Origin of the sequence: Nonomuraea jiangxiensis (assembly GCF_900099965.1) — a bacterium.
Lineage (GTDB): Bacteria > Actinomycetota > Actinomycetes > Streptosporangiales > Streptosporangiaceae > Nonomuraea > Nonomuraea jiangxiensis.
In genome coordinates this window covers 216,039-228,580 of the sequence record NZ_FNDJ01000008.1, presented here as the reverse complement: position 1 = coordinate 228,580, position 12,542 = coordinate 216,039, and the positions used below count along the sequence as shown (strand labels likewise).

At 72.5% G+C, this 12,542-nt stretch carries 8 protein-coding genes; 2 read left to right on the top strand and 6 right to left on the bottom strand.

Translation table 11 applies throughout. From position 1 onward, the window contains the following. Positions 1-26: 26 nt before the first annotated feature. The 3 genes from BLS95_RS57975 to BLS95_RS19330 form a co-directional block, all read right to left on the bottom strand. Entirely contained in the window at positions 27-263 is a 237-nt protein-coding gene (locus BLS95_RS57975; RefSeq protein WP_245765154.1) for an alpha/beta hydrolase family protein, read from the bottom strand. Then, entirely contained in the window at positions 257-1,840 is a 1,584-nt protein-coding gene (locus BLS95_RS19335; RefSeq protein ID WP_245765153.1) for a S9 family peptidase, read from the bottom strand. The genes BLS95_RS57975 and BLS95_RS19335 overlap by 7 nt, the downstream gene beginning before the upstream one ends. A 103-nt stretch (positions 1,841-1,943) precedes the next feature. Continuing rightward, the gene (locus BLS95_RS19330) at positions 1,944-2,825 is read right to left on the bottom strand and encodes a helix-turn-helix transcriptional regulator (RefSeq protein WP_090933449.1); all 882 of its coding nucleotides are present in this window, start codon (positions 2,823-2,825) and stop codon (positions 1,944-1,946) included. Between the two features lie 141 nt (positions 2,826-2,966). Between BLS95_RS19330 and BLS95_RS19325 the strand changes: the two genes are divergently transcribed. Further along, complete coding sequence (locus BLS95_RS19325) at positions 2,967-3,983, top strand: aldo/keto reductase (protein ID WP_090933133.1); 1,017 nt, start codon at positions 2,967-2,969, stop codon at positions 3,981-3,983. Positions 3,984-4,064: 81 nt separating this feature from the next. Further along, entirely contained in the window at positions 4,065-4,631 is a 567-nt protein-coding gene (locus BLS95_RS19320) for an NUDIX hydrolase (protein WP_090933447.1), read from the top strand. A 25-nt stretch (positions 4,632-4,656) separates the two neighbouring features. On the opposite strand, the gene BLS95_RS19315 is transcribed toward BLS95_RS19320, so the two are convergent. The 3 genes from BLS95_RS19315 to BLS95_RS19305 are packed head-to-tail and all read right to left on the bottom strand — an operon-like array spanning position 4,657 to position 12,514. Further along, positions 4,657-7,428 carry a glycosyl hydrolase family 95 catalytic domain-containing protein gene (locus tag BLS95_RS19315; protein ID WP_090933131.1) on the bottom strand — a complete coding sequence of 924 codons (2,772 nt, stop codon included), beginning with the start codon at positions 7,426-7,428 and terminating at the stop codon, positions 4,657-4,659. Between the two features lie 53 nt (positions 7,429-7,481). After that, positions 7,482-8,246 carry a DUF7158 domain-containing protein gene (locus BLS95_RS19310; protein ID WP_090933129.1) on the bottom strand — a complete coding sequence of 255 codons (765 nt, stop codon included), beginning with the start codon at positions 8,244-8,246 and terminating at the stop codon, positions 7,482-7,484. Then, positions 8,243-12,514, bottom strand: a complete 4,272-nt coding sequence (locus BLS95_RS19305) for a glycoside hydrolase family 38 N-terminal domain-containing protein (RefSeq protein WP_218135851.1) — start codon at positions 12,512-12,514, stop codon at positions 8,243-8,245. The genes BLS95_RS19310 and BLS95_RS19305 overlap by 4 nt, the downstream gene beginning before the upstream one ends. Positions 12,515-12,542: the final 28 nt, after the last annotated feature.

Here is a 12,542-nt window from a genome sequence, read left to right as displayed (position 1 = left end):
CGGTTCGGTGACGGCACCCGTGTGCGTCAGTACGTGGCGGCGCGGGTGTGGGCTTCCAGCGAAGGGTCGGCGAGCCAGCGGTCGAACCACGCGCGGGTGCGCCGCAGCACGTCGATCTGGTGGCCGCGCTCCTGGATCGAGTGGCCTTCACGCGGATAGACGACGAACTCGTGCTCGACACCAAAGTGTCGCAAGGCGCGATGGAAGTACGTGGCCTGGCCGACCGGCACGTTCGTGTCGTCCTCGCCATGCAGGATCAGCACCGGCGTGCGGATCTTCGAGGCGTGGGAGATGGGGCTGAGCCGGTCGTGGTCATGCGGGCCGGTTCCTTCCCAGCCGCAGCTCCCGCTGAGACCTGGTCCGGATCGGCGACGCCATCGGCGATCAGCAGGTCGATGCCGCTGACGATGTCCGTCCATTCGTCCATGCCGACCGCGCCGGCCACGGTCGCCGCGAATTCATGGCCGTGGCCCTCGCCGCCCCGTGGATTGGGCAGGAAGACCGCATATCCCGCGGTCGCAAGCCATTGCCCCGACGGCATCACGCCAAGCATGAACCGGTCGGCGTACCTGTCGTACGGGCCGCCGTGCACCAGCGTGATGAGCGGAAACGGGCCGTCGCGACGGCTCCTGCCGACCGGCAGGATCAGCAACCCGTCAAGGTCGAGCCCGTCGGCCGCCTTGTAGGAGAGGCGTTCCTGCCTTCCCCACCTGATCCCGCGCAGTTCCGGCCTGGTGTCGCTGAGCCGCACGAGCCGATCGGCAGGCGGCCCGGCGTGGACGTTCATCGGCTCATACGCCGTGCTCGCCACCGCGGCGACCACCTCGCCAGACTGACTCGCGGTGAGCCAGGCGGCCAAGCCCTCCAGGGAACACATCGGTTGGAACCGCTGTGTTTCCGGATCGAGCCGGTAGATCGCGGTGTCGAGCCCGTCGGCGAACAGTGCCAGCGGCGGCCCGTCCGCGACCTCCGCCAGGCCGGACGGGCAGACGGTCATGCCGCTGGTCAGGTTGCGATGCTCTCCTGCTGCGCCGGTCCCGGGCACGGCCAGGTCGAAGACGGCCCGCCCCCCGACCGGCCCGGGCAGGGTCGTCGCCAGGTAGCACAGGTGCCAGTTGCCGTCTGTGTTCCACCAGGTGGGCGAGGACGCCTCCAACGCGGCCCGGCCGAGCGGCTGGACCCTGCCGGTCTCCAGGTCGACCGCATGCACCTCGCAGGACGAGCAGCCAGGGTCGAGCTCCGAGGTCGCCCAGCTGAGCACTGCGAGGGGACCGCCATCCGGACGTTGCGCCAGTTCGACGACATGCCTGTCGCCGAGCCCGTTCACCACGAGCGCCCGGCCGGAATTCAGTTCGAGCAACCACAATCGGCCGTAGGGCGCCTGTTCTCCCCACACCTTGGCGTCGTCGCGCCCGGCCGTCCTGCGCTCGCCCTCATCGGCCGGCGGCTCCGTGGCCACTAGCGCGATCCGCCGGCCGTCGGCGAGTGGAAGATAGTCGGAGATTCCTCCTTGCCAGGTGGTCAGCGTCTCCGCCTCGCCGCCCTCAACGGATATCCGATACACCTGGATGGTGCCTCGTCGCGCCCGGTCCGATCCGAAGAAGAGCGAGGTCGAATCCGGCGCCCAGCGTGGGATGAAGTCTTTCGCCGTTCCCGCGGTCAGCTTCCTGGGTGATGAGCTTTGGTCGGTCGCGGCGATCCAGATCGCACTGCCCGGATGGTCCTCTGCCCGTCCGACCGGGGCGACCGTGTAGGCGACCCAGCGACCGTCCGGGGAGATCACCGGGTGCAGCGGTAGGGCACCATCCACGACCAGTTGCGGCGTGACCTTGCTCAGCAAACCTGTCCTCCAGCGTCAAGGCGATGACCGGCACGACAACGATCATGCTGCAATCTCGCGCTGCTCGACGCACATCCACGACCACAGGATCGTGCCGGATGGCTCAGGCCCGCGGTGTGCGAGTTCCGGCTACCGACTTCTGCTCCGTGGGGCCGGTCCAGCTGGCGAGCAGTTTCAGGCGTTCCGCGGAGGGCGAGCCGGGTTCGACCGTGGAAACGCCCAGGGTCTGCTCCGGGTCGTCGGCCGCGGTGAACGCCTCGTAGCCCAGGACGAGCTCGCCGACGAGGGGATGGTGGTAGCGCTTGGTGCCGTGCGTGCGCTCGAAGACGTCGTGGTCGGCCCACCAGCCGCGGAAGTCGGCGTCGCGGATGGAGAGTTCGCCGACCAGCTCGGCCAGGGCGGGGTCATGCGGGTGGCGTCCGGCGTACAGGCGCAGGGAGGAGACGACGCCGCGGGCGGCGTCGTCCCAGTCGGCGTAGAGCGACCGGAAGGAGTCGTCGAGGAAGATCAGGCGGGCGACGTTGCGGTCGCGGGCGGGCAGGGCTTCGAAGTCGGTGTACAGGGCCCGGCCCAGGCGGTTGCTGGCCAGTATGTCCATGCGCCGGCCCAGCACGATGGCCGGGACCTCGGTCAGGCTGTCCAGCAGAAGCCGCAGGCCAGGGCGGACGCGTTGCGGCGGCAGCGTACGCGGCCGCCTGCGGGTCGGCCGGGCGAGCCGGAACAGGTGCGCCCGCTCCAGCTCGTTGAGCCGCAGGGCACGCGCGATCGCGTCCAGGACCGATTCGGAGACGTTCACATGGCGGCCGCGCTCCAGCCGGACGTAGTAGTCGACGCTGACGCCGGCGAGCTGGGCGACCTCCTCACGCCGCAGCCCCGGAACACGCCGGGCGCCGGGCTGCGGCGCCAGGCCCGCCTCCGCCGGGGTGATCTTGGCGCGGCGGGTGTGGAGGAAATCCCGCAGCTCCGTGTTCGGTTCCGTGCCCATGACACCACGGTAGACCAGCACTTACGCGACACCGGCCGCCAGAGGGGGTCTGCCGGACCCCCGGTCCCACCGAGCCTCCCACCCCGGCCACGAGCGGTGCTTGACTGCCCGCACAGCCATCAAGCACCAGGAAGAAGACGGATGAAGCACAGGATTCTCGGCGGGACCGGCCTGTCGGTAAGCGAATACGCGCTCGGCGCGATGATGTTCGGCGCGATGGGCAACACCGACCACGACGAGTCGATCCGCATGATCTACACGGCGCTGGACGCCGGTATCAACCTCATCGACACCGCCGACGTGTACTCCGGCGGCGAGTCGGAGACGATCGTGGGCAAGGCGCTCAAAGGCCGCCGGGACGACGTCGTGCTGGCCACCAAGTTCGGGCTGCCGATGGGCGAGGACCCCAACCGCCGCGGAGGCTCGGCACGCTGGATCCGCCAGGCGGTCGAGGACAGCCTGCGCCGCCTGGACACCGACCACATCGACCTGTACCAGATGCACCGGCCGGATCCGCGCACCGACGTCGACGAGACCCTCGGCGCCCTGTCCGACCTGATCCGCGCCGGGAAGGTCCGCGCCATCGGCGGCTCGTTCTTCGCTCCCGAGGAGATCGTGGCGGCGCAGTGGACGGCCGAGCGCCGCGGACATCACCGCTTCCGCACCGAGCAGCCGCCGTACTCGCTGCTCACCCGCGGGGTGGAGGATCGCGTGCTGCCCACCGCCCAGCGGTACGGCATGGGCGTGCTGACCTTCAGCCCCCTCAACGCCGGCTGGCTGTCCGGCCGCGCCGACCCCACCGCGGGGCACCGCAACGCCGGACTGGGCGCGAGGGTGTTCGACCTCTCGCAGCCCGGCGTACGGGCCAAGGCCGCCGCCGTACAGAAACTCAACGCCCTGGCCGACGAGGCCGGCCTGCCGCTCTCGCACCTGGCGACCGCTTTCGTCCGCGCCCACCCCGCGGTCACCGCGGTGCTGATCGGCCCCCGCCGCCCCGAGCACCTCGACGATCTCCTCGCCGGCGCCGAGGTGGAGCTCGGTGACGACCTCCTCGACCGGATCGACGACATCGTGCCTCCTGGCGTCGACGTCAACCCGGGGGACCTCTACATCGATCCCACCCCTGCCATCACCGACAAGCGCCTGCGCCGCCGCTGACGATAGCCATCATGGCCCTGACCCGGCGGGGCAGGGTAGTCATACAGTGACTGGCCTGGGAGGCTGGTGTGGGGGTGGCCCGTGGCGATCAGTGATGTGGACATCTCGAGCGCGCTGTCCGCCTACCTTGAGCGTCACCCGGGCGAGGCCGGGCCGCTGTCTGAGCCCGTGCAGCTGCTGTCTCAGGGATCCGATTTCGCATCGCGGCGGAATTTTCCGATGCACGTGACTGTCAGCGCGCTGCTGGTCCGCGGTGCCGAGATCCTGCTGGTGGAGCACCGCGCGTACGGGATCCTGTTGCAGCCGGGAGGTCACCTGGAGCCGACCGATGCCACGCTGATCGGCGCGTCAGTGCGCGAGCTGGCGGAGGAGACCGGTGTCGACCCCGGCAAGGTCTTCCCAGCGTCGCCGATCCCCGTCTACATCGAGTACGGCAGGGTTCCGGCTCGGCCTGCGAAGGACGAGCCGGATCACTACCACCTGGACATCGGGTTCGCTTTCGTGACAGATGCGGACGTGGGGCGCATCCAGGAGTCCGAGGTGAGGGGTGCCGCCTGGTACCCGCTCGCCGAGGCCGAGCGCCTTGTCGGGCGCCGCATCGGGCGAGCGGTCAGCGCACCGGCCCGCGGCGCGCTGTGGGGTCAGTGAGGCGCGGGGCGGGGCGTTGGGGTGGTCAGCCGGGGGTGATCGTGTAGGTGGCTCCCTGCTGGGTGGGGAACGACACGACGTCGCCGCTCACCGTGGGCGTGACGGTGCCGCCGCCGACCCTCGTGACCACGACCGGTCGTCCGGGCCATGGGTTGGCCAGCCGTACGGTCCGGCCGGCCTCGCTGGTGACGTCGACGTAGCCGACCTGGCCGCCGGTGCGGGCGCTGGAGACCACCAGGCCGTCCTTGGCGCGCAGCTTGACGAACGACGCGTCCCTGCCCGCGGGCCACACCGGGAAGACCCGCATGACGCCCCCGTCGGTCTGCAGCAGCAGATCGTTGACGGCCTCGACCGCCCCGGCCTTCTCCAGGCCGTGATGGGGGTCGATGATCCGCAGGTTGCCCGCCAGCCTGGTGGAGATCTGGCCCTTCAGCCGGTCGATCAGGCTCTGCGCCGGGTAGCCGACCCTGGCCGCCTGGGTGAACACCTTCGGGAAACTGTTGTCCTGTCCCCAGGAGTTCATCACGTCGAGCGTGGCGACGGCGGCCTGCCGGTCGGCGGCGGGGGAGCCGAGCCCGAGCACCTCACCGGGGTGGACGAACTCCAGGTTGACCGTGTTGTCACCGGGACGGATCGCCCGGCCGTCGCTGATCGTGCCGGGGTCGCCCAGCGCATAGACGGACCGGCCGTCGACCGTGGTCCTGGGCTGCGGGGCCAGGCGGTCGAGCATGCCCTGCCAGGTCGCGCGGTCCGCGGCGTCGGCGCCCAGCTCCACGCTCGCCGAGATTGTGGCCGACAGCAGCCGCCTGAGCAGCCCCAGGTCGGGGCTGGAGTTACGGGCCCACGTCCCCTCGTGCGGCCCCGACCACAGGTTGTAGCGCTGCGAGCCGGCGTCCCACTCCAGCCAGTACCTGAAGAACGTGGCCACCTCCTTCATCAGCGGGTACGCCGTGCCCGACAGGAACGCCCGGTCCCGCGTGTACTCGTAGAAGGAGATGTACTGGGTGGCCGTGAACAGCGAGTTGGCCACCTGCTGGTGGTAGTTGTCGTCGGCGGTCGCGCCGAAGGGAGCGATCCCCACGGGGAACAGCACGCCGCCCGGCAGCCCCCCGCTCGGGAACCGCGCGGAGACGTAGTCGGGCTTGACCCGGGCGAGGTCCTGCCTGGCCCGTCGCCTGGCCTCCGGCAGGTAGGCCGCCACCAGGTCGAAGTACGGCAGCGCCAGCTCCGGCCGGTTGCTGGAGTAGACACCGTAGAAGTTGGCCATCCAGTTGTAGTTCAGGTGCATGTCGCCGTTGAACTGCGGATGGTCGGTCGTGGCCCAGATCCCGTACAGGCCGGGGGCCGTCTTCCCGGCCCGCGACGCCGAGCCCAGCAGGTAGAGCGAGCCGTAGTAGTAGCGCTGGAGCACGTCGTCGCCCAGGTCGACGTACGACTTCAGCCAGTAGCGCTTCCACCAGTCCACGTGCGCGGCGTAGAGCGAGTCGAGCGACGCGGAGGTCTGGGCGGCGGCCAGCGAGCGGGCGGCGGGACCGGGATCGGCGGGGTTCTGGCCGCCTCCCGCGACGGCCGTCACGATCGTCGCGGTCTGCCCGGCGGGCAGGTCGAAGACGATCCGCCCGGCGGCCCCTCCCGAGGTGGGCGAGCCGACCGGGGTGCCGCCGAGCACGCGGGTGGCCAGCGACGCCCGCGACACCCACCGGGACCCGGAGGCGGTCTGGCGGGTGGCCCACACGGTGCCGCCGTCGACTCCGGAGGTGCTGGTGAAGCCGGGGCGCGGGTCGGGCGCGCCGGTGGAGGTCTGCGCCTGGAGCCGTACGGACGCCGAGCCGAGCGACTGGATCCGGGTCACCAGCAGGTTGCTGTCGGCGGCGGTCCAGGTGCGCATGGACACGGGGGTGCCGCCGATGGTCATCGAGGTGTCGATGTCGCCCTTGAGGATGTTCTGCTCCTCGGCGAACGGTCCGGAGGGCTGCGTCGGGCCGTTGCCCGAGTACAGCTCGATCTGGCCGATGCGGGCGCGCGGGTTGGCGATCGTGTCGGGGTTGCTGCCCTGGGTTGGCTCGGTGATGTTCAGCCGTACGTAGCGGGCGGTGACCTGGGCGAAGCTCCGGTCGGTGACGTTCGCGGCGTTGCCGGCGACGGTGTCGACCGTGCGCCAGGCCGAGCCGTCGGAGCTGACCGAGAGGGTGAAGTCACGGGTGTTGTGGGCCGTCTCGGCGGGCCGGGCCGCGCCGTCGTGCCGCACGACGTACCGGTCGAAGGTCTTGGCGGCGCGCAGGTCGAGGGTGAGTGACTGGACCTTGCCGACGGCCGAGACCCAGCCCTCGTAACCGGGTCCCCACTGGCCGCTGACCGCCCGGGCGGGCGGGAAGGACCCGTCGGAGCTGGAGGCCGTGGCCGTGGCGCCGAGGGCCAGGTTGGCCTGGCCGGTCCCGGAAACGGGGGTGATCGTCACCGCGCCGAGCGAGACGAGCGACGGGTTGGGGTTGCCGGTCCAGAAGTTGCCCTTGGAGACGTAGAAGGTCTTGTAGCCCTCGCCGCCTCCGGAGGTGACGCCGATGTCGCCGTTGCCGAGCAGGGCGGTGTCGGGCATCGTGTTGCTCACCGCGTTGGTGTACGCCTGGGTGGTCCAGCGGCCCTTGATGCCGCCGACGATCTGCTGGATCCGGGTCCACTGCTGGTCCGGGGTCGGGGTGTCGGCGCCGGCCGCTCTGGCAGGGGCGGATCCGAGCAGGGCGGCGACGAGGGCGGCGGTGAGAGTGGCGGCCAGGAGGCCGCCGGGGGGTCGTTTCACAGGGGGTGCCTTTCAGGTGGGGGGTTTCCTGTGGCTCTGTGGTGGGACGGGGGTCAGTGCCGGTGGGTGTGGTCGGGGTGGCGGATGTCTCCTGGATGCTCGAAGCCCGGCGTCAGTACGGCCTGCGCGCAGCGGGCGTCGGCCCAGAGGGCGAACCGGCGGCGCCGCCGGGCGTCGAGCAACGCGGCCCTGATCGCGGGGGCGGCGTGCTCGAAGGGGGCGCCGTGCTCGCGCAGCGGGCCGACGTCGAACGTGTGACCGTCGATCGGCCCGACCCGGGCGCCCTCGGCGGCGCCGAACACGGCATGCCGTACGGGTTCGGCGAGTTCGGCGGCCGAGACCGGGTAGCGCCTGCCGCCGTTGACCGGCCGGCCGTGGTGCCAGTGCACGACCAGCCGGGTCCGCCGGGTCCGGTACCTGTCCTGGTTGGCCCGGTAGTAGCGGCGTACCTCGTCGTCGCCGACCGTGATGTCGCGGGTCAGGTGCCGGTAGAGCGCCCGGGCCGGCGGGTAGCCGGTCAGCACGGCCGCGACGACGCTGCCGAGCTCCAGCCGGGCGGTGGCGTCGAGGTCGAGGGGCGGGTCGAGGGATGGGTCGAGGGGCGGGTCGTCGGCGGGGGAGAGCCCGCGGGCGACGGCCTCGGCGGCGACGACCCGTTCGGCGATGAGGACCTGGACGGTCCAGCGCCTGAGCTGGCGGCCCTCGGCCGTGTCGGGGGCGGGCAGCAGCTCGCCGCGCGGTCCGCGGCGCAGCACCGCGAGGCGCTCCTCCGCCTCGGCCAGTGTGACGGGCGTCCCGCCGACGAGCGCGACGATCATCCCGCCTCCCCGGTCCGTGGGAGCGCGGACGGTGCTTCCCCGGTCCGCGCGGGTGCGGCCTCCGCGATCCGCAGGGGTACGGCCGGAGAGTAGGACACCTGGCCGAACCACATGCACTTGACCAGTGCCCACCACTCGCCCGGCCGCGCGTCCGGCGGGACGTCCAGGGCGACGGCCAGCTCCGCCTCCCCGCCCGGGGGCACCTCGATCGCGTGGACGGCGGTGTCCACCACGTTCCAGGTGCCCCACGGGCTGATCACCTGGGCCTCGCCCCTGATGCCGAATCCCGCGAGATTGCGCAGCCGTACGGTCCAGGTGGTGCGGTCGCCGGGGGACAGGGTCAGGCCCTCCGCGGGCACGTCGACGGCGAGGAGGCCGGGGTCGCAGCCGGCGGCCGGGCGGCCCTGGCCGTCGACGAAGACGACGTCCTCGTGGGAGTTCCCGGCCGTCTCCAGCCGTACGGCGACCGGCCAGGGACCGGGATCCGCGTCCGGCGGGGGAGCGAGGTCGACGTCGAAGGCCGTCCAGCCGCCGGGGCCGAGCCGTACCGGCCGGTCGGAGGGGGAGGCGTCCCAACCGGGGGGTGCGATCACCCGGATCTCGCCCTCGGCGTCGGCGTCGGTCAGGTCGGACGCCAGCGTGACGCGCAGCCGCCCGTCCCCTTCGTGGCCGGCGAACACGCTCAGCGGCTGGTAGCCGATCGGCGCCGAGCCCCGGTTGTGCAGCCAGAACCGCGAGTACACCGGCTGGGCGGGCTCGGCGGCACGGGCCAGCGGCATGCCGGGCTCACCGGCCCCTGCCAGGTCACCGTCCTCCCGGGGCCGCAGGACGAACGTGGCGATCTCGCTGGGCGCCAGCTCGGCGTGCAGGACGCCGTCGCGGATCTTCGCCTCGGGGCCGGCCACCTCCAGGACGTCGGCGACGGCCGCCTCGCCGAAGGGGACGGCGGCCGAGACCCGGACCGAGACCTCCTCGCCGTGCGGCTCGTAGAGGCGGGCGGTCACCCCCTGGCGCGGGTCGGAAGGCCGGGTACGGCCGTGCGCGATCGGGTTCCCGGCCGCCTTGAACGCCGCCAGCACCGCGGCGCCCGCCGGCTCGACGGTCACCAGCGACGCCGTGGCCGGCAGCGGCCCGTCGTGGGGCCCCTGGACCACCGCGCGCAACGGATGGTTGTAGTCGTGCGCGCGGGCCACGATCCCGGCCCGCCGCCAGTCGCCCTCACCGGCGGCCAGCGCGTAGTCGAAGGTGTGGCTCCAGTGCTGGAGCTGGAAGGCGCTGCCGTCGGGCGCGGTCCGCCTGGGCGGGTCGATCCACATCCCGGACGGCCAGCTCGTGCAGGACCGCATGAGCGACAGGTGCATCCGGCCCTCGGCGTCGACGGCGAAGCCGGGCACGCCGCGGTTCAGCACCGCCACCGTCCGGTCGGCCAGGCCGGGCTCCCGGCCGGTCACCTCGGCGACGTGCTCGATGACATGGTCGCCGAGGTCGGCCACCACGGCGGCCACCGCCTCGCGCAGGTCGGCCCCGGCGATCACCAGGACCGGCAGGTCGCCGGGGCCGCGCAGGTCGGCGTCCGGGTGGAAGGTCTCGGCCGCCGGCCGCCCGGCGGGCACCCACAGCAGCGCGGGGCCGCCCGCGGCGAGCGCCCTGTCCAGCTCCCGCCGGTGGCGCGGGTCCGCGCCCTCCAGCAGGGCCGCGGTGAACGCGTTGTCGTCCGGGCCGCCCACCGCGATCCGCACGTCGGGCAGGTTGGAGTCGAACGCCAGCAGGCCGTACCGGTTGCCCTCGGCGTGCGTGCAGGTCGCGGTCACGCCCGAGCGGGCCAGCCGCACGGCCAGGTCGCGGCCCAGCGGGGCGGTGTCCTGCTCGGCCGGGACGACGATCTCCGCCACGCCGATGGCGTGCTGGACCGTGCCGCCGTCCGGAGTGCGCAGCGCCACCCTGGCCGCCGAGCTGAGCCCGAACCACTGGTGGGCCGGGTTGTCGAGGGTCCAGGGATGGCGGGCGGTGTCGACGTCGGGGAAGGCGAACGACCGGCCGACCACGGCGTGCCCCACCTCGGAGACCGGCCTGGCCCCCGGCACCGCGCACGGCCAGCGCAGCCGTACCAGCTTGTCGGCCCCGTCGAAGCGGTCCACGTGGGTGGCGCAGTCGACCCGGTCCACGCCGCGCCACAGCGTGATGACCTGGGTGTAGGCAAGCGGGCCGACGGACCCGGTGACGGTGACCCGCTCGCCCAGCGGCGAGCGCTCGACGGCGACGGAGGTCGCGGGGGCCGCCGCCGACCCGGCCGAGGTCCCGGTCGGCAGCAGGTGCCAGGGGCCCTCCCGGTACGTTGGATGCTCGGGGTACTCGTCGTAGACCACGATCTCGTTGCCGATCTCGCCCGGGGTGATCAGCTCCTCCCCGGTGGCCAGGTCGACCAGGCTCGCCACGGCCCCGCCGCGCGCCGGATCGACGGTGAGCCGGTAACGGTCGTTGGCGATGGCCGTGCCCTCGCCCTGCCGCCACCCCTCGCATCGCCCCTCGGGGGCCAGGCGGTAGGCGCGGTGGCCCACCGACGGCACGTCCCCGGCCAGGAACGCGATCCGCACCCGGCCCCCGCGCTCGCCCTCCACCACCGCGGGCACCGCGTCGCCGTTCTCGTCGAGCAGCCCGTGGAACGGCGCGGCCACCTCGGCCCTGACGACGTCGGTGCGCGGCCAGGCCAGCGCGTTGAACACGACCACGGCGCCGTGCTCCCCGGTCGGCACCCGGGCCGCGAGATGCCGGAGCGCGCCCTCGTGCACCTCCCTGGCCAGGTCGAACGCCTCCCGCCAGCCTGCCAGCAGGTCGACGTACACCTGGTCGGACTCGGTCCCGGTGAGCGCGTCGTGGTGGGCGCCGAACACGAGCTGCCGCCACGCCTTGTCGAGGGCGGCCTCCGGGTAGGCCGCGTCCCCTGCCAGGCAGGCGAGGGCGGCGAACCGCTCGGCGTCGAGCAGTTCGTTCTCGGCCGCCCGGTGGGCCTGCTTGGTGTCGATGTAGGAGACGTCCTTGCCGGTGTAGACCGGGTTCATGTCCCTGGTCTGCGGCGACAGCCGGGCTCCTGAGGCGGTCAGCTCGGCGGCGACGGCCGCGAAGAAGTCGCGTGGCAGCGCGCACACGAACCGCGGCCACAGGTAGCGGGAGTTCCAGTCGCGGTGGATCTCGGTCAGCCACTTGTTGGGCGGGCTGTAGTCGGTGCCCACCGGGACCAGCACGTTGCGGGTCGCGGCGACCTTCCTCATCCGCAGGAACAGCCCGTACACCGACTCCTCGGCGGCCTCCAGCGACTGCGCCGAGTCCATCGACCAGCCGGCGCTGTAGTGGGCCGCCATGTAGTGGGTGAGCAGCCCCCGGCCGGACGGCGAGATCCACTCGAACTCGCTGCGGAACTGCATCCCCGACGGATCGCCGTGCGGGGTGTCGTAGGTGCCCATGGACAGCGACGGACCCCACTGGTGGAAGGGGCCGCGCGCCCAGGCGCTGGAGGTCAGCCCGGCGTCCGCCATCAGCCCGGGGAACTGCGGGTCGTGCCCGAAGGCGTCGAGCTGCCAGGCGGTGGCCGGCTCGCCGCCGAGGACGTCGCGCTGGAACCCCACCCCGTGCACGGCGTTGCGGATCGTCGTCTCGGCGCCGGTCAGGTTGGTGTTCGGCTCGTTGTAGGTGCCGCCCATGATCTCCAGGCGGCCCTCCGCGACGAGCGTACGGATGATCTCCCGGTTCTCCGGAACGGCGTCCCAGTAGGGCTTGAGGTAGTCCACCTCGGCCAGGACGAACCGGTAGTCCGGGTCGCGCCTGGCCAGCTCCAGATGGGCGTCGATCAGCTGGAAGGCGGTGAACTGGAAGCTCATCCGCACCTCCTGGGCCTCCGGCTGGGCGTCCCACTGGCTGGCGTAACCGGCCTGGGTGTTCCACCACACCGGGTCGTAGTGGAAGTGCGAGACCAGGTGCACGGTCCAGCCGGGCTCGGCTACGACCAGGGTGGCGGTGGCGCTCGCCGTACCGGAGGGGCCGGTGGCCCGGACCGTCACGCCGAGCGCGGTGCCGGGCGTGGCGGCCGCCGAGACCGGCACCTCGTGCACGCCGGTGCCGGGCACGCCGGAGACGGAGCCGTGCGCGCCTCCGGAGACGGTCACCTCGATCGGGCCCTCCGGCGCGCTCGTGGTGACCCGGAGGATCTGCAGGGGCGCGTCGTCGTGCCCGACGAAGAGCTCGGTGGACTCGACGGCGTCGATGGTCAGCATGAGGGGCCTTTGCGGGGAGAGGGTGCGG